Source organism: Rhizobium sp. 007 (assembly GCF_015353075.1).
Lineage (GTDB): Bacteria > Pseudomonadota > Alphaproteobacteria > Rhizobiales > Rhizobiaceae > Rhizobium.
This window is the reverse complement of record NZ_CP064187.1, coordinates 4,055,825-4,071,049: the sequence shown is the minus strand read 5'-3', so window position 1 is coordinate 4,071,049 and position 15,225 is coordinate 4,055,825. Positions and strand designations below refer to the sequence as shown.

The following is a 15,225-nucleotide window of genomic DNA, read 5'->3' as shown; positions in this document are numbered from 1 at the left end:
TCAAAAGCAAGCCAAGCTCAAAAAAAACTGCTAATCATAGGAAAAATATGGAGGAATGCCTGTTGGACGATTTCATTCTCGACCGTCGGCTGGAGAGCGATAGCGACAGCGTCATGCAGACGGGTCTGTGTGATCTCCGATTATCGAAGGACGCCCGCTGGCCGTGGCTGATCCTGGTGCCACGCAGGGCCAACATGACGGAGATCTTCGAACTCACGCCGCTCGATCAGGTGCTTCTCACCTTCGAAACCGAAATGACCGCGGCTGCGCTGAAGAAGATCACCGGTGCCACAAAAATCAACATCGGGGCCCTTGGCAATATCGTCCGTCAGCTTCATGTTCATGTCATTGCCCGCTTCGAAGGCGATGCCAACTGGCCAGGCCCCGTTTGGAGCTTCGGTAAGGCCGAGCCCTACGAAGCGGGCAAGAGAGATGAATTCATAGCGAAGTTGCGGGAAGCCCTTTCATCATGAACCGTTCGCTTTTCGATTCGGATGTCCCACATCCGGAGCCCAGCAATCTCACCGCCTTTGCCGCAAACGACCTCAACCGCGATTCCGAACATCGCGACGAGCAGTCCGTCGAAAATGCACTGGCGAAGGACGGCACGCATATCTTCGCCTTCGCCAAGGACAAGCTTGTCCTGAAGCATGATGGACAAGTGCTCGATCCGCTGTTTGCCCGCTACGAACTGCAGGAACTGCAGCCACATTGGGACGAGACGATCCTGCTCGGCTACCGCAAGACGGGCGAACCGCGGCTTGCCGTTCCCGTCGGCATTCCCGCCGAGGAACTTGAAAGCCACTACAAGCCCGCCGACGGCCGGACGCTCTACCGCGACCAGCTCGTCGATGACGTTCTGCTTGGCGAATTCGCCCAGGCCGCAAGCCTCATCCGCTGGAACGGCGACAACCGCTTCTGCGGCCGTTGCGGTAGCACGATGGAGATGCGCATCGGCGGCTACAAGCGGGTTTGCACGGCCTGCGAACACATGATCTTCCCGCGCACCGACCCGGTGGTCATCATGCTGACGATCGATGAACAGCGCGACCTTTGCCTGCTCGGCCGCAGCCACCATTTTACGCCGGGCATGTATTCCTGCCTCGCCGGCTTCGTCGAGCCCGGCGAAACGATCGAAAATGCCGTGCGCCGCGAGACGCTGGAAGAATCCGGTATCAAAACCGGCCGGATTCGCTACCACGCGTCGCAGCCCTGGCCGATGCCGCATACGCTGATGATCGGCTGCTATGCCGAGGCGAAATCAACAGAGGTCCACCGCGACGAATCGGAACTGGAAGATTGCCGCTGGTTCACCCGCGAGGAAACACTTGAAATGCTCGAACGCCCCGGCGCCAACGGTCAGGCTTCGCCGCCCAAAGGCGCTATCGCGCACCGCCTGATGCGCGATTGGGTGGAGTGGAAAAAGCAATAGGCTGATGTGATGGCGCGCTCGGAACGCCTTCTGACCCTGCTTCAGACGTTGCGGCGCTACCGACGGCCGGTGAGCGGTGCCGTCCTTGCTACGGAAACAGGCGTCAGCATCCGCACGCTCTATCGCGATATCGCCAGCCTCCAGGGGCAGGGGGCTCTGATCGAAGGCGAACCCGGCATCGGCTACGTCTTGAAGCCCGGCTTCATGCTGCCGCCGATGATGTTTTCGCAGGACGAGATCGAGGCATTGGTCCTCGGTTCGCGCTGGGTCGCCCGCGCCGCCGATCCGCGTCTTGCTGCTGCCGGCGCCGATGCACTGGCGAAGATTGCCGATGTCCTGCCACACGAAATGCGCGATGAAATCGAGACCTCGACGCTTCTCGTTCACCTGCGTCCGCCCGTTGCCGACAAGGCGGATCTTGACGCCATTCGCAAGGCGATCCGCAGCGAACGGATTCTCAAGCTGACCTATTCCGACGAGAGCGGAACCGTCTCCGTCCGCAATATCTGGCCCTTTGCGCTCAGCTACTTCGAGCAGGTCCGCGTCGTGGTGGCGTGGTGCGAACTGCGGCAGGATTACCGTCATTTCCGCACCGACCGGATCGTCGAAATGAGACCCCAAGACGTACGCTATCCGCGCCGCCGCGCAGTGCTTCTCAAGGAGTGGCGGGATCAGCAGGAAATTTCGTCTTAGCCTCGACGCTACTGCCATAAACTGACAGTGGTCAGCGCTATTATCGGGACAATCCCAAACTGGAGGACCGATGATGACGAGCTTGAACCTCACCCGATCGACATGCAGAAATCGCGCGGTCGAGGACACGACTACGCAAGCGAGATACCCCCAATCTCTGATGCTGCGAATGATGCTGAACGCATCGCGCAAGATGGTGCGGAGCCGCTATCCTCAGCTCGATCTCGATGCGATGTCCGATTACATGAAGCGCGATATCGGGTTCATGGACTGGAACCACCCACACCACGAGAGCAACTGAATTCACTAAACCGTCTAACCGACGTAGCGCCGCCGCATCAGCGGCGGCTTTAGCGCTTGCCGTCGTTAGACGCCGGCAAGCGCTGAATCTGCGAAACCTTTTCCAAATACGAGGGACACCGATATGACCAGCCCGAACCTCATCATTCTTTACGTCAAGGATCCTGCCGAAAGTGCGATCTTTTACAAGGATCTGCTCGGCCGCGAACCCGGGGTAGCCGCGCCGAATTTCGTCGCGTTCCCGCTCGACGGCGGCTTCACGCTCGGGCTGTGGCGGCGCAGCACGGTCGAGCCGCAACCTTCCGCGATCGGCAATCGCGGCGAGGTCGCCTTCATGGTGGCTGGCGAAAATGCCGTTGCCAAACAATACGAGGATTGGCGAAAGCGCGGTCTGCCAATTGCTCAGGAGCTGACCGATCTCGATTTCGGCCCGACCTTTGTCGCGCTCGATCCGGACGGCCACCGGTTGCGCGTCTGCGAACCCGACAAGTGAAAGAGCAGGAAGGGCGCCGCCGGCGCCCTTCCTCACTTGTGCAGTTGGCCGCGCATCGGGTGGCCTCTGTAGACCCCGAGAATGCGGACATTCTCTGAAAAGAACCGCAACTCTTCCAAAGCCCGGCGCACATGGGCATCGTTCGGATCGCCTTCGATATCGGCGTAAAACTGCGTCGCCACGAATTTGCCACCCAGCTGATAGCTTTCTAGCTTCGTCATGTTGATGTTGTTCGTCGCGAAACCACCCAGAGCCTTATAGAGCGCGGCCGGGATGTTGCGGACGTTGAAGACGAAGGTCGTGACGATCTTTTCTTCCTTGGAGCTGCGGTTTGCCCATTCCTCGTCGCGCGAGAGCACGACGAAGCGCGTAACATTGCTCTCGGTGTCCTCGACATTTTCGGCAACGATGTCGAGGCTATAGAGTTCGGCGGCAAGACGCGGCGCAAGCGCCGCCATGGTTCGGTCGCCGGTTTCCTTGACGAGCTTCGCGGCACCTGCCGTATCTCCCGCAATCACCGGCTTCCAGCCATTTGCCCGCACGATCTTGCGGCATTGACCCAGCGCGTGGATGTGGCTGTGCACGGTGCGTATTTCGTCCTTCGCGACTCCGGGCAGCACCATCAGCTGAAAACGGATCGGCATGAAGTATTCGGCGATGATGTGCAGCCGCGACTCCGGCAGGAGGTGGTGGATATCGGCGACTCGGCCCGCGATCGTGTTTTCAATCGGGATCATCGCAATATCGGCATCACCGTTGTCGACCGCCATGAAGGCGTCTTCAAATGTCTGGCAAGGCAACGGCTCCATTGTCGGGAACATGTCACGGCAGGCCATGTCGGAGTTCGCGCCGAATTCGCCTTGAAACGAGATTCGATTGGTCTTGATGTTCATGACGATGTCCTTCATGCCTTCCTTGCCGAAAGAATGCGGCGGGCTTTATCGAGATCGGCCGGCGTATCGACCCCAAGCGGAACGGTTTTAACGATCTCCACGTCGATGCGCATGCCGGCTTCGAGCGCGCGAAGCTGCTCCAGGGATTCGCGCTTCTCAAGGGCCGACGGTCCGAGCGAGACGAATTTCTCGAGCGCAGCCCGGCGATATGCATATAGGCCGATATGGTGATAGAGCGGCCCTTGGCCATAAGGTGCTGTCGCGCGGGTGAAATAGAGCGCATGAAGACGCGTTTCGGAGAGCGGAGACCCCACGACCTTGACAACGTTCGGATTGGTCCTCTCTTCCTCATCAGTGATCTCGACGGTGAGCGTCGCGATATCGACGGTCTCCTCTTCCAACGGGCGCAATGCAGCGCGGATCGTTTCGGGATCGATGGTCGGTAGATCGCCCTGGACGTTGACGACGATCCTGGCGCTCGCGTCCGGGTCGACCTTGTGCAAGGCTTCGAAAATGCGATCGGAGCCGGATTGATGATCCTTGCGGGTCATAACGACTTCGAAGCCGGCCTTCGAAACCGCCTCGAAAACCTCCTCGTCGTCGACCGCGATGACGACACGGCCGATCTCCGCTTCCTTCGCTCGCAAAGCGACCTGGACGATCATCGGCAATCCGCAAATATCGGCCAGCGGCTTGCCGGGAAGGCGGGTGGACGCCATGCGGGCGGGGATCAGAACCAGCACGTCATCTAAATTTGAAGCAGTCATCGTTCGGACCTTCTATTCCAGGCGGGAAAGTGTCAAAAAGTCTCACGTACAAGACCATTTAGACAGTTGCAACGAACTGCCAAAAGACATAGGTTCCGCGCGATTTCAAGATGGTGCCTATTCAGGGTCTGCCGACTGCACGGGGAGCATTGCAGATGAATTCTTATGTCAATATGGGCGTTGGGGCGCTGCTCGGAACGATTTTCGTCCTGATGTCAGTCTCGATCGCGTCCGAAGGGATCTTCCACTCCGAAGCGCCGGAGAAGGAAGGTTTCGCCATCGTTGCGGAAGAGGCACCCGCTGCCGGCGGTGGCGAGGCTGCACCTGCAGCAGCTGTGGTTCCGATCGCCAAGCTTCTTGCCAGCGCCGATGCCAAGGCAGGCGAAACGGTATTCAAGAAGTGTCAGTCCTGTCATGACGTGACCAAGGGAGGGCCAAACAAAGTCGGCCCGAACCTCTATGGTCTCGTCGATCGTCCGATCGCTTCGCATGAGGGCTTCGCCTATTCCTCCCCCATGAAGGATTTCTCCAAGGGCGGCAGCGAAAAGTGGACCTTCGATCACCTGAACCACTTCCTGCTGGCACCGAAAAAGCAGATTCCGGGCACGGCCATGGGCTTTGCCGGTCTGCCGAAGGAACAGGACCGCGCGAACGTGATCCTTTACTTGCACACGCTGGCAGACGCACCGGTTCCGTTGCCGGATCCGAACGCGCCTGACACCGTTACGCAGTAATCGTTCAAAGCTTTCCGACGGAATCGAGAGCCCGGCCGACGCCGGGCTTTTTTGTTGCGATCAGGCGCCGAGCAGGTAGGCCCAGAGCGAAACCGAAATGGCGCCGAGTGCTGTCGTGACCGTGATGGTGGAGGCCGCGAGGCTGTGGCCGACGCCGAAACGGTTGGCGATCAGCCAGGCGTTGACGCCGGTGGGAACAGCGGCGATCAGCACCAGCGCCGCGGTCCAACTGCCGGTCAATCCAACCAGATGGCTTGCGGCCCAGACGCAGCATGGAAGCAACACCAGTTTGAAGGCAGATGTGACGCTGGCAATGCCGACATTGCCGGAAACGCCATACTTCTCGAGCGCCATGCCCAGAGATACCAGGGCCACAGGCCCAGCAACGCCCGCCAGTTGGTCGACAATGGACGCCACCGGCAGCGGCATTGGAAGACCTGCAAGGTGAACCGCGGCACCTGCGACAAGACCGATAACGAGCGGATTGCGGACAAGATTGAGACCGATCTGGCGAAAGAGTTTCAGCATGCTGCGTTCGCCTTTGCCCGCAATCTTCCGCTCCGCCCGCTCCATCATGATCGTGCCGATGACCATCATGACCGGCAGATGCACGGCGATGAGGATGGAAAGCGGTACAAGGCCCTCATTGCCGACCGTGCGTTGAACAAGCGGCAGACCGACGAAGATCGTATTGGCAAATGCCGACGAAACGCCGGCAAGCACGCCGATGCGATCATCACGGCCAAAAAAACGGGTCGCTGCGATGTGGCCCGCCGTCCAGGTCACCGCAACGCCGGAGAAATAAGCGATCCAGAGACGAAATGGCGAAGCGCCATGAAAATCCGCTTCGGCAATCGTGCGGAAAAGGAGCAGTGGGACGGCAATCTTGAAAACGAAATCGCTCAAGGCGTCGCCGACATCTGCCTTCATCAGTCCAGTTTTGACGATCAGCCAGCCGATCAGGATCATGATGAAGATGGGAAGGACGTCAAAAATGATGGCTATCATGCGGAGGGATGCCTTGCGCGGGGATATCCTGCTCTAGCAGCAAAACTTCTTCGTTGACAAATGGATTGGCAAAAGAGGCGCGCAACGAACCGGACGGCAGGAACAAAAAAAGCGGGCACTGCCCGCTTTTCCGCATCCGGACTGGCCGGACACCCGGTTCCGGTGCTGCCAGTTCATCCGTGGTCAGCGCCTGCTCCGGTACACAGTCGAAGGGCATCATCCCTTCTCATCCGGCCGCAACCCAAAGGCTGCTCATGCCGGTCTGCTTGTGATCGTGTCTAAAAGCTCAAGGTGACAACGACATGACGGATCGACGGCATTTGCGAAGAAATGGGCAACTGGCGGCGTTTTTTCTTCCAAAGCCCGGAAATTCCGGTAAGACCGGATCCCGGCTATCATCTAATCCGGAACCTTCCCTTTCATGACAAAATTCGATGTTCTGACTGTCGGCAACGCCATCGTCGATATCATCGCGCGCTGCGACGACCAGTTCCTCATTGACAACAATATCACCAAGGCGGCGATGAACCTTATCGACGCCGCCCGCGCCGAACTTCTCTATTCGCGCATGGGGCCGGCGCTCGAAGCTTCAGGCGGCAGCGCCGGCAATACGGCAGCGGGCGTTGCAAGCCTCGGCGGCAGGGCCGCCTATTTCGGTAAGGTAGCGGAGGATCAGCTCGGCGAGATTTTCGCGCACGACATCCGGGCACAGGGCGTACATTACCAGACGAAACCAAAGGGCACGTTCCCACCGACCGCGCGCTCGATGATCTTCGTCACGGATGACGGCGAACGCTCGATGAATACCTATCTCGGCGCCTGCGTCGAACTCGGCCCGGAGGATGTCGAGCCCGAGGTCGTGGCACAAGCCAAGGTGACGTACTTCGAAGGCTATCTCTGGGATCCGCCGCGCGCCAAGGAAGCGATTCGCGAATGCGCCCGCATCGCCCATGAGAACGGCCGCGAAGTCTCCATGACGCTTTCGGACAGCTTCTGCGTCGATCGCTACCGCGCGGAGTTCCTCGACCTCATGCGCTCCGGCACTGTCGACATCGTGTTTGCCAACCGGCAGGAAGTACTCGCGCTCTATGAGACGGACGATTTCGAGGTGGCGCTCAACAAGATCGCCAAGGATTGCAAGATCGCGGCCGTGACGATGAGCGAAAACGGCGCCGTTATGCTGAAGGGCAACGAGCGCTGGTATGTCGATGCGATCCGCATCAAGGAAGTGGTCGATACGACCGGTGCCGGCGACCTCTTCGCTTCAGGCTTCCTCTATGGTTACACGCAGGGACGGACGCTGGAAGATTGCGGCAAGCTTGGCTGCCTTGCAGCTGGGATCGTCATTCAGCAGATCGGACCGCGGCCGATGAAATCGCTTTCCGAAGCCGCCCGCGACGCGCAGCTTATTTGAAAGCTTCGCCCGGGTAAGCGCCCCAGATTTCCGACTGCGCCACCCAGCCTTCGGCGCTGTCGGCTTCGGCATGACACCAATCGCCGTTGCATTCAGCGATATGGATCATCACACCCGGCTCCAGCTTGGCAACCACGGTCGCTGACGACTGCGGCTCACGGCGCATGTTGACATAGACGAACTTGCCCTTGCCCTTCATCCACGGTGCGGCAATCGCCGCGCGCTGACTTGACAGCAGCGATTGGTTGACCCAACCTTCCGTGCCATCCGCATCGCGGATACGGCGCCAGTTGTCGTATTCCTGGATGATTTCGACCGGCAGGCCGGCTTTCAGATACATCCACGACGCGGCATAATCCGTTCCCGGGCCGATGCGCAGATTGACGCGCTTGGACTTCAGCGAGACGAACCGCGGAAGCGGCAGGCCGCTCGGGCCCTTTGCCACCTGCGCATACGCGGGTTCGACGGCTTCCCCCGCAAACATCAGACCAACCGCAAAGACGAGGCAGACCTTCAAATATTTTCCACGCATGGAGATTTCCGTTCGCTCAAGTACGCCAGCAGATCCAGCCTGCTTGCCGCCGGGCTTTGAAATTCACCTAACGCTACCCGCGAGTTTTGTTTGTCTTCGCGTGTGGGTCTGGTAGAAAATGCCCGAGACGGGAAAATTATCCCCCGTCTTGGTTAAAGACCTCTGAACAAGGCATGGCCGGCCGCGATGACATCAAAGAAAAAACCGAAGGTTTACATCACCCGGAAACTGCCGGATGCGGTGGAAACCCGCATGCGGGAACTTTTCGACGCCGAGCTCAATATCGATGATTCGCCACGCTCCGCCGCTGAACTCATCGAGGCCGTAAAGACAGCCGACGTCCTGGTGCCGACGGTGACGGACCGCATCGATGCCGCTCTTATCGAGCAGTCCGGGCCGCAAATGAAGCTGATAGCGAGCTTTTCGAACGGCACCGACCACATCGACGTCGAGGCGGCAGCCCGCAGGGGCATTACCGTCACCAACACGCCGAATGTTCTGACCGAGGACACGGCCGACATGACCATGGCGCTGATCCTCGCCGTGCCCCGGCGCCTCGGCGAAGGTGCACGGGTGCTTACCGACAAGCCCGGCGAATGGGCCGGATGGTCGCCGACCTGGATGCTCGGCCGGCGCATTCACGGCAAGCGCATCGGCATCGTCGGCATGGGCCGGATAGGCACGGCCGTCGCGCGCCGCGCCAAGGCATTCGGCCTGTCGATCCACTATCACAACCGCAAACGGGTGAGCCCGGCGACCGAGGACGAACTAGAGGCGACTTATTGGGAAAGCCTCGACCAGATGCTGGCACGGGTCGACATCGTTTCCATCAATTGCCCTTCGACGCCCGCAACCTTTCACTTGATTTCCGCTCGCCGCCTCGCGCTGCTGCAGCCGACAGCCTATATCGTCAACACGGCGCGCGGTGACGTCGTGGATGAGAGCGCCTTGATCAAATGCCTGAGGGAGGGAAAGATCGCCGGCGCCGGCCTCGACGTTTTCGAAAACGAACCTGCCGTCAACCCGAAGCTTGTCAAACTTGCGAACGAGGGCAAGGTGGTGCTGCTGCCGCACATGAGTTCGGCAACGATCGAAGGCCGCATCGATATGGGCGACAAGGTGATTATCAACATCCGCACCTTCATCGACGGCCACCGACCGCCGAATCGCGTACTGCCCGGCCGCTAAACGGCGAGAACCTTGCGCATTTCGATATAGGTGACCCGATCGAAACCCGGATGAGATTTTTCGGCCGTCTTCGCAAAGCCCCAGGCGGCAAAGACTGAATGGTTGCCGGTCAATTCGATGCGCGTATCGAGCCGCAGCGCAGATAGCAGGCGCTCTCTCGCAGCCGCCTCGGCTACCTGCAGCAACAGCCTGCCGATACTCCTGCCCTGCGCCTCCGGCGCGACCGCGAGTTTGCCGAGATAAAGACATCCCGGCTCAGGCCTCAAGAACATGCAGCCAAGCAAATCCTCGTTTTCAAGCACGACGTAGCCGATCTCGTTTAGGGTCTTCTCGGCAAGCGATTGCGGTGTCAGGCTCAAGGCCGAAGACGGCGGATTGATGCGGCCATTCATATAGGCGAAGGACGAGAGGATTAGTTGCAGCAACTCGTTCCAGCGGTGAAAATTCTCATCGATCCGGACGATGTTCATGAAACGCTCGGCCCTTGCGCGCGGCGGCGCTTGTAACGGACGCTGTCGAAACGGGCAGAAAGCGCATCGTAGAGCAGCAACCGGCCGATAAGCGGTTCGCCGGCGCCGGTAATGAGCTTGATCGCCTCCATCGCCATCAGCGTGCCGATGACACCGGTCAGTGCTCCGATGATGCCGGTTTCGGCGCAGGCGGGAATGAGGCCCTCCGGCGGGATTTCCGGAAAGAGATCGCGATAGGCGGGGTTGAGCGCGCCATCTTCGGCTCGTTCGTAAGGTTTCAACACAGTCAAGGAACCGTCGAAACGGCCGACAGCGCCGCTCACGAGCGGAATTTCCGCTTTCTCAGCGGCATCGGCTGCGGCGTAACGCGTCTCGAAATTGTCCGACGCATCGATCAGCAAATCGAAGCCAGAAAGATGCCGGCGGGCGGACTCCGACGAAAAGCGCTCTTCGAAGCGGATGATGTTCACATGCGGATTCAGCCGGGCGATTGCAAAGGCGGCGCTTTCCGTCTTCAGTTCGCCAATTGTGCCGGAGTCATGGATGACCTGCCGCTGCAGATTGGAGAGCGAAACGCGATCGTCATCGGCAATGCCGAGTGTGCCGATCCCGGCAGCTGCCAGATATTGCAGAACAGGTGCGCCAAGCCCGCCCGCGCCGATTACCAGCACACGCGCGGCCTTCAGTCTCTGCTGACCCGCCCCGCCGATCTCAGGCAACAGAATATGACGCTGATATCTTGCGATTTCTTCCGGGCTCAAAGGTTCCATGGACGCAATGCTATCATGGCCTGAAGGCGCGGGGAAAGCGGCATCCGTCATTCGAAGACCCGGCCCTCGGCAACAGTGAAGAATTGAGCGCGGTCGCCGAGGAGAGAAAACATCGAGCGATCGGTGCCGGTCATGAAGGCCTGGCCGCCAAGCGCATCAATGAGATCGAAGAGCGCGCCGCGGCGGGCCTCGTCGAGATGGGCGGCGATTTCGTCGAGAAGCAGAATCGGCGCATGGCCGGTGAGATTGGCGACGAGCTTGGCATGGGCGAGGATCAGGCCGACAAGCAGCGCCTTCTGTTCGCCCGTCGAGCAACGCTCCGCCTCCATCTGCTTTTCGCGGTGCCGGACCAGCAGATCGGCTCGGTGCGGGCCGTCAAGCGTGCGGCCGGCGGCCGCGTCGCGATAGCGGTTTTCAGCGAGCATCGCGGCATATTCATCCTCCAGGTCTACGGAAGGGCGCGCGAACTGGCCATCCATGAAACCGGAAAGCTCGAGTGTGGCGGAGGGGAAAGGCGAGGTTTCGCGCGTTTCCTCTATCAGGCGGGCAAGCAGGCCGAGCATTTCCTCGCGTGCAAGCGCCATGGCGATGCCGAGGCTTGCCATCTGCTCTTCGATGCCCGAGAGCCAGGCGGGATCGAAACGGCCGTCGTCCAGTAGCTTGTTGCGGCTGCGCATGGCGCGCTCGAAATCGGTGGCGCGGCGACCGTGTGCGGGATCGAGCGACAGCACGAGGCGGTCGAGAAAGCGGCGCCGGTCTGAAGATCCGCCGGCAAAAAGGCCATCCATGGCAGGCGTCAGCCAGAGCACGCGCAGATGATCCGTCAACTCGTCGGCCGTCTTTGCCGGCGTGCCGTTGATGCGCAGCTTGCGGCTGGTATTTTCATCGCTAGCATCAATGCCAGTCCCGATTTCGACCTCACCTTCCATGCCGTCAAGCTCGACGAAGATCGAAAACCCCGCGGAGGCCCCGACCCGCGTGACATCTGCATAGGTGGCACGGCGAAGACCGCGGCCAGGCGAGAGGAAGGAAACCGCCTCCATCAGATTGGTCTTGCCGGCACCGTTATCCCCCGTCAGCACGACATGCCGCCCGTCGAGCACGAGCGAAGCCGCCGCGTAGTTACGGAAGTCGGTCAGCTTCAGACGGGAAAGGGAAACCTTGTGGGGCATCGAATATCCGGATTCGGGGCATTGGGGCAGAGCTATGCCGAACGGCAGTTCATGGCAAGGGTCGGGTATGAGACTAGCCGCTTTAAACTGCGGGGCAGCTGCTAGAATGGTTTGCTTGGGAAACGACAACACGCCGACCAGCACCGAATATTAACGTGAAATCTGGAGATCTTGGTGGAGCTATCGAACCGACGCGCGTGACTGGGTGCGAAGCGGTAACGAACACGAGACGGGGTTGTTTGTCGACAACGGCCGGATCAGGTATGCGGCGCCACAAACTTAAGAGTTCCCGTTGCAGCTCTTTGCTAACCCCTGACGCTCTAGTGTTTCTAAATATTCGGATGCCGTCTTAGGCGGGTTTTTCAAACGAGCTCGACAATGTTGCGCGGCGATTATCACGCCGGCATTGTTCAGGCCAAATTGGTGATGGATGAAATCGTCCGGGTGGAGGACTTCGATATCGTACTGTGAAACGGTCTTCCTAGGAAAGTCTGAGAGATTAAACGTGACTATGGCGTCGCTCGCTGAGACTATCGCCGCTGCCAGGACATGCCGATCGTCTGGGTCCGGAAGCGCAAGCGCAGGCACAAGATCACTATAGCCATCGACCACACTGTCTGGCACCGCTGCGTTCATCAAATCCTTGGTGCGACCGAGTTGCTCAATTGTAAGGTCGTCACGGTTTTTCAGTACGTTTCGTGTCCATTCATCGTGGATCTCATCTGACCACTTTGCTCTGAATTGTCCCGCCGCAGCGAGTTCCATAAGGAAATCTCGCAGCGGCGCGGGATACAAGACGCAAGCATCAAGGATGACTGTGTAACTAGACTTCTTAATAGCCCATCCCCAAATCTTGGGCCTGGCTCGCCAGCTCGTCCATGAGCCGTTTTCTTTCGTCCTCAGCCTTTCGACGGAAACCGTCCAGGTCGCTAAACTTTATTCGGCGATGGCTTCCAACCATATGGAATGGGATTTTCCCCTCTTCCAAAAGTTTGATCAGGTAGGGCCGCGACACATTAAGATGATCTGCCGCCTCCTGAGTTGTCAGCTCAGCATGGACGGGTATCAAAGTTACAGCATTACCCTGAGCCATTTCAGTTAGGAGATGATACAGTAACTCGCTGACAGCCTTGGGAAGCTTTAGGAGCTCCCCGCCATCAACTTGAACTCGAAGTTCAGCACCTTCATGCTTCGCACGTGAAATGTAGCGACTGGCCTCGGCGGCCAATTCAGTATCGTCCGCCGACGGCAGGATTGGGCGTTCTAGCAGTTGCGACATTGGTGACATCCTTTTTTTTATAATTTTTAGGAGGATATAGCAGTGCGAATCAGTATTCGCAATATCCGCAATAACTGCAATATCCGCAACCCGTAAACTTTTTGTGATGATCAATGGTTCCACTCACGAGATTAGGCCCCTGATAGCTGGCGAACAACAACGCGGCTCGGAGAACTACACAAGAAGTCGCTCGTACTTCCCGTTGCTTGCCCACAAATTCGTAGTCGGGTTTTGCTTGGATAATTTGGTGGAGCTAAGCGGGATCGAACCGCTGACCTCTTGCATGCCATGCAAGCGCTCTCCCAGCTGAGCTATAGCCCCATCAGGGTGGTCCGGTATTTTGCCGGTCCTGGGATACTCCGTGGCATATGCCTGGCGGAGTGGCGGCTTCTTACTTGCGGTTTTCGCAGATGGCAAGCCCAAAAAAACGGCCCGGAGACTTTTTGTCGTCCGGGCCGCGCTTTACGATCAGACTTCGTCTTCGTCGCCGGTGACGCCGATGATGTCGCTCATGTCGTCGTCTTCATCGTCTTCGTCGGCTTCGAGGAAGGTATCGTCGTCATCGCCTTCGATTTCGACGTCGTCATCGCCGATATCTGGGATATCATCGCCGGATGCGCCTTCATCAGCGTCTTCCAGCGATACGAGTTCGACTTCGGTGTTTTCGGTATCGACTTCCTGAACCTCATCTTCTTCGGCGATCTCGGCTGCTGCGGCCGAGGTTTCCTGGAAGAACGACAATGGGTAGGACTTTCCGGTATAAGGAGAAACGATCGGGTCCCGGTTCAGATCGTAGAATTTCTTGCCGGTTTCCGGATCGGTACGCTTGGTTCCAAGTTCCGCTTTCGCCACTATAAGCCTCGTGAGAATGGCCGAATGCTAAATTCGGCAAATGCCGTTCAAACCGGCGTTTCATCGGAATTTATAAGCCGGTCCCCATAATCGTTGCGGCCAACGATGTCAAAGCTAAAACTTCGCGCTGCAATCAGTATGGTGAAATGATCGTCAGATGACCGGTAAATAACATTGTGTTAGGTAGCGCCGGAAACGATAAATCATCGAGAAACAGATGTATCAATCACCCCATTTCAGGGAAGATGATCTGGCGACAGAGCACCAGCTGATCCGCGCCCATCCATGGGTCGTCGACGCACCTGAGGATTTTATCCGAGCGCAACTGAAAGGCATCATCGGCGTCGAACTCGAGATTGCGGCGATCGAAGGCAAGTGGAAGGTCAGCCAAAACAGGCCGGTCGCAGGTCGCGAAGGCGTGGCGACAGGCGTCGGCGGGACGACTGGTGAGGCCGAGATGCTGGATCTTGTGAAGCGCTCCGGCAGGCTGGAAGGAAACCATTGAGCAAGACATTTACAATTGCCATCGACGGACCCGCAGCCGCGGGCAAGGGCACCCTTTCGCGGCAGATCGCCGATGAGTACGGCTTTCATCATCTCGATACTGGCCTGACTTATCGAGCGGCTGCGAAGGCGTTGCTCGACGCCGGCCTGCCGCTCGATAACGAGCAGGTCGCCGAAAAGATCGCTCGCGAGGTTGAACTGGCCGACCTCGAACGCGATATACTTTCAAAGCATGAGATCGGCGAAGCCGCCTCAAAGATTGCCGTCATGCCGGCCGTACGCCGGGCGCTGGTGGAGGCGCAGCGGCGGTTTTCGGAAAAGGCTCCGGGAACAGTGCTCGACGGACGTGATATCGGCACCGTCGTCTGCCCGGATGCGCCGGTGAAGCTTTATGTGACGGCTTCCCCGGAGGTGCGCGCCAGGCGCCGCTACGAGGAGATCATCGGCAAGGGAGGAACGGCGGATTTCGATGCGATCTTCGAGGACGTGAAGCGGCGCGACGAGCGCGATATGGGACGGGCCGACAGCCCCTTGAAACCAGCGGAAGAAGCACACTTGCTTGATACGTCGGAAATGAGTATAGAGGCCGCGTTTCAAGCTGCGAAATCGATCATCGACGCAGCATTGAGCCGAAATAACTGAATTCGAGCGATCGTTCCGTGCTTTTGCCGGGAAGCGCTTTATTAAAAGCCTGAAATTCCGTCCAAGCGCCGGATTGCTTCCT

General features: G+C 58.7%; 20 protein-coding genes, 1 tRNA gene and 1 pseudogene. 10 read left to right on the top strand and 12 right to left on the bottom strand.

Going from position 1 to position 15,225, the window contains the following annotated elements:
* Positions 1–62 precede the first annotated feature (62 nt).
* The 5 genes from ISN39_RS19795 to ISN39_RS19775 all read left to right on the top strand — a co-directional run bounded on the left by ISN39_RS19795 (position 63) and on the right by ISN39_RS19775 (position 2,918).
* On the top strand, positions 63–473 hold the full coding sequence (locus ISN39_RS19795; RefSeq protein WP_028739367.1) for an HIT family protein: 411 nt from the start codon (positions 63–65) through the stop codon (positions 471–473).
* Positions 470–1,432 carry an NAD(+) diphosphatase gene (nudC, locus tag ISN39_RS19790; RefSeq protein WP_194728603.1) on the top strand — a complete coding sequence of 321 codons (963 nt, stop codon included), beginning with the start codon at positions 470–472 and terminating at the stop codon, positions 1,430–1,432. The genes ISN39_RS19795 and nudC overlap by 4 nt, the downstream gene beginning before the upstream one ends.
* A 9-nt stretch (positions 1,433–1,441) precedes the next feature.
* Complete coding sequence (locus ISN39_RS19785) at positions 1,442–2,125, top strand: YafY family protein (protein ID WP_039843495.1); 684 nt, start codon at positions 1,442–1,444, stop codon at positions 2,123–2,125.
* 169 nt (positions 2,126–2,294) lie between these two features.
* Complete coding sequence (locus ISN39_RS37665) at positions 2,295–2,426, top strand: hypothetical protein (RefSeq protein WP_257788093.1); 132 nt, start codon at positions 2,295–2,297, stop codon at positions 2,424–2,426.
* A 123-nt stretch (positions 2,427–2,549) separates the two neighbouring features.
* A complete protein-coding gene (locus ISN39_RS19775) occupies positions 2,550–2,918 on the top strand; it encodes a VOC family protein (RefSeq protein ID WP_022713217.1) in 369 nt (122 codons plus the stop codon).
* 32 nt (positions 2,919–2,950) lie between these two features.
* Here ISN39_RS19775 and ISN39_RS19770 read toward each other — a convergent pair whose 3' ends face one another.
* Both ISN39_RS19770 and ISN39_RS19765 read right to left on the bottom strand, forming a co-directional pair.
* The gene (locus ISN39_RS19770) at positions 2,951–3,811 is read right to left on the bottom strand and encodes a prephenate dehydratase (RefSeq protein ID WP_194728601.1); all 861 of its coding nucleotides are present in this window, start codon (positions 3,809–3,811) and stop codon (positions 2,951–2,953) included.
* A gap of 11 nt (positions 3,812–3,822) precedes the next feature.
* Positions 3,823–4,578, bottom strand: coding sequence for a 3-deoxy-manno-octulosonate cytidylyltransferase (locus tag ISN39_RS19765; RefSeq protein WP_074066205.1), 756 nt, complete (start codon positions 4,576–4,578; stop codon positions 3,823–3,825).
* Between the two features lie 155 nt (positions 4,579–4,733).
* Between ISN39_RS19765 and ISN39_RS19760 the strand changes: the two genes are divergently transcribed.
* Positions 4,734–5,312 (top strand): cytochrome c family protein, encoded by a 579-nt coding sequence (locus ISN39_RS19760; RefSeq protein WP_074066204.1) that lies wholly within the window; start codon positions 4,734–4,736, stop codon positions 5,310–5,312.
* A 60-nt stretch (positions 5,313–5,372) separates the two neighbouring features.
* On the opposite strand, the gene ISN39_RS19755 is transcribed toward ISN39_RS19760, so the two are convergent.
* Together ISN39_RS19755 and ISN39_RS19750 are read right to left on the bottom strand one after the other, a co-directional pair.
* Complete coding sequence (locus ISN39_RS19755) at positions 5,373–6,320, bottom strand: AEC family transporter (protein ID WP_074066203.1); 948 nt, start codon at positions 6,318–6,320, stop codon at positions 5,373–5,375.
* Positions 6,301–6,540, bottom strand: a complete 240-nt coding sequence (locus ISN39_RS19750; protein ID WP_194728600.1) for a hypothetical protein — start codon at positions 6,538–6,540, stop codon at positions 6,301–6,303. Before ISN39_RS19750 ends, ISN39_RS19755 begins: the two co-directional genes overlap by 20 nt.
* A gap of 201 nt (positions 6,541–6,741) precedes the next feature.
* Here ISN39_RS19750 and ISN39_RS19745 point away from each other — a divergent pair, with 201 nt between their 5' ends.
* On the top strand, positions 6,742–7,734 hold the full coding sequence (locus tag ISN39_RS19745; protein ID WP_194728599.1) for an adenosine kinase: 993 nt from the start codon (positions 6,742–6,744) through the stop codon (positions 7,732–7,734).
* On the opposite strand, the gene ISN39_RS19740 is transcribed toward ISN39_RS19745, so the two are convergent.
* Positions 7,727–8,266, bottom strand: a complete 540-nt coding sequence (locus ISN39_RS19740) for an SH3 domain-containing protein (protein WP_194728598.1) — start codon at positions 8,264–8,266, stop codon at positions 7,727–7,729. The two genes, ISN39_RS19745 and ISN39_RS19740, sit on opposite strands and share 8 nt — an antisense overlap.
* Positions 8,267–8,452: 186 nt before the next feature.
* On the opposite strand from ISN39_RS19740, the gene ISN39_RS19735 reads away from it, so the two are divergent.
* The gene (locus ISN39_RS19735) at positions 8,453–9,454 is read left to right on the top strand and encodes a D-glycerate dehydrogenase (protein WP_074066199.1); all 1,002 of its coding nucleotides are present in this window, start codon (positions 8,453–8,455) and stop codon (positions 9,452–9,454) included.
* Here the strand turns inward: ISN39_RS19735 and ISN39_RS19730 are convergent.
* From ISN39_RS19730 to ISN39_RS19700, 7 genes are all read right to left on the bottom strand, one after another.
* The gene (locus ISN39_RS19730) at positions 9,451–9,924 is read right to left on the bottom strand and encodes a GNAT family N-acetyltransferase (RefSeq protein ID WP_194728597.1); all 474 of its coding nucleotides are present in this window, start codon (positions 9,922–9,924) and stop codon (positions 9,451–9,453) included. The two genes, ISN39_RS19735 and ISN39_RS19730, sit on opposite strands and share 4 nt — an antisense overlap.
* Positions 9,921–10,745 (bottom strand): molybdopterin-synthase adenylyltransferase MoeB, encoded by an 825-nt coding sequence (locus ISN39_RS19725; protein WP_074066197.1) that lies wholly within the window; start codon positions 10,743–10,745, stop codon positions 9,921–9,923. The genes ISN39_RS19730 and ISN39_RS19725 overlap by 4 nt, the downstream gene beginning before the upstream one ends.
* Positions 10,742–11,914 carry a DNA replication/repair protein RecF gene (recF, locus tag ISN39_RS19720; protein WP_246763351.1) on the bottom strand — a complete coding sequence of 391 codons (1,173 nt, stop codon included), beginning with the start codon at positions 11,912–11,914 and terminating at the stop codon, positions 10,742–10,744. Before recF ends, ISN39_RS19725 begins: the two co-directional genes overlap by 4 nt.
* A gap of 231 nt (positions 11,915–12,145) precedes the next feature.
* Complete coding sequence (locus tag ISN39_RS19715) at positions 12,146–12,679, bottom strand: PIN domain-containing protein (protein ID WP_281438317.1); 534 nt, start codon at positions 12,677–12,679, stop codon at positions 12,146–12,148.
* 19 nt (positions 12,680–12,698) lie between these two features.
* A complete protein-coding gene (locus ISN39_RS19710; RefSeq protein ID WP_246763255.1) occupies positions 12,699–13,259 on the bottom strand; it encodes a helix-turn-helix domain-containing protein in 561 nt (186 codons plus the stop codon).
* Positions 13,260–13,390: 131 nt separating this feature from the next.
* Positions 13,391–13,466 (bottom strand) — tRNA-Ala (locus ISN39_RS19705).
* Positions 13,467–13,613: 147 nt separating this feature from the next.
* Positions 13,614–13,997, bottom strand: coding sequence for a TIGR02300 family protein (locus ISN39_RS19700; RefSeq protein ID WP_022713204.1), 384 nt, complete (start codon positions 13,995–13,997; stop codon positions 13,614–13,616).
* 283 nt (positions 13,998–14,280) lie between these two features.
* On the opposite strand from ISN39_RS19700, the pseudogene ISN39_RS19695 reads away from it, so the two are divergent.
* Positions 14,281–14,502, top strand: a pseudogene (locus ISN39_RS19695) (FMN-binding negative transcriptional regulator); the annotation flags it as partial.
* Positions 14,499–15,143, top strand: coding sequence for a (d)CMP kinase (gene cmk / locus ISN39_RS19690; protein ID WP_074066193.1), 645 nt, complete (start codon positions 14,499–14,501; stop codon positions 15,141–15,143). The pseudogene ISN39_RS19695 and the gene cmk, both read left to right, overlap by 4 nt.
* Positions 15,144–15,225 lie beyond the last annotated feature (82 nt).

Bases quoted from the DNA above. Each gene is read 5' to 3' on its own strand.
- ISN39_RS19745 (WP_194728599.1), top strand. From the start codon at position 6,742: ATGACAAAATTCGATGTTCTGACTGTCGGCAACGCCATCGTCGATATC.
- ISN39_RS19750 (WP_194728600.1), bottom strand. From the start codon at position 6,540: ATGATGCCCTTCGACTGTGTACCGGAGCAGGCGCTGACCACGGATGAA.
- ISN39_RS19730 (WP_194728597.1), bottom strand. From the start codon at position 9,924: ATGAACATCGTCCGGATCGATGAGAATTTTCACCGCTGGAACGAGTTG.
- ISN39_RS19755 (WP_074066203.1), bottom strand. From the start codon at position 6,320: ATGATAGCCATCATTTTTGACGTCCTTCCCATCTTCATCATGATCCTG.
- ISN39_RS19740 (WP_194728598.1), bottom strand. From the start codon at position 8,266: ATGCGTGGAAAATATTTGAAGGTCTGCCTCGTCTTTGCGGTTGGTCTG.
- ISN39_RS19760 (WP_074066204.1), top strand. From the start codon at position 4,734: ATGAATTCTTATGTCAATATGGGCGTTGGGGCGCTGCTCGGAACGATT.
- ISN39_RS37665 (WP_257788093.1), top strand. From the start codon at position 2,295: ATGATGCTGAACGCATCGCGCAAGATGGTGCGGAGCCGCTATCCTCAG.
- ISN39_RS19765 (WP_074066205.1), bottom strand. From the start codon at position 4,578: ATGACTGCTTCAAATTTAGATGACGTGCTGGTTCTGATCCCCGCCCGC.
- ISN39_RS19775 (WP_022713217.1), top strand. From the start codon at position 2,550: ATGACCAGCCCGAACCTCATCATTCTTTACGTCAAGGATCCTGCCGAA.
- ISN39_RS19785 (WP_039843495.1), top strand. From the start codon at position 1,442: ATGGCGCGCTCGGAACGCCTTCTGACCCTGCTTCAGACGTTGCGGCGC.
- ISN39_RS19725 (WP_074066197.1), bottom strand. From the start codon at position 10,745: ATGACGGATGCCGCTTTCCCCGCGCCTTCAGGCCATGATAGCATTGCG.
- ISN39_RS19735 (WP_074066199.1), top strand. From the start codon at position 8,453: ATGACATCAAAGAAAAAACCGAAGGTTTACATCACCCGGAAACTGCCG.
- ISN39_RS19770 (WP_194728601.1), bottom strand. From the start codon at position 3,811: ATGAACATCAAGACCAATCGAATCTCGTTTCAAGGCGAATTCGGCGCG.
- nudC (WP_194728603.1), top strand. From the start codon at position 470: ATGAACCGTTCGCTTTTCGATTCGGATGTCCCACATCCGGAGCCCAGC.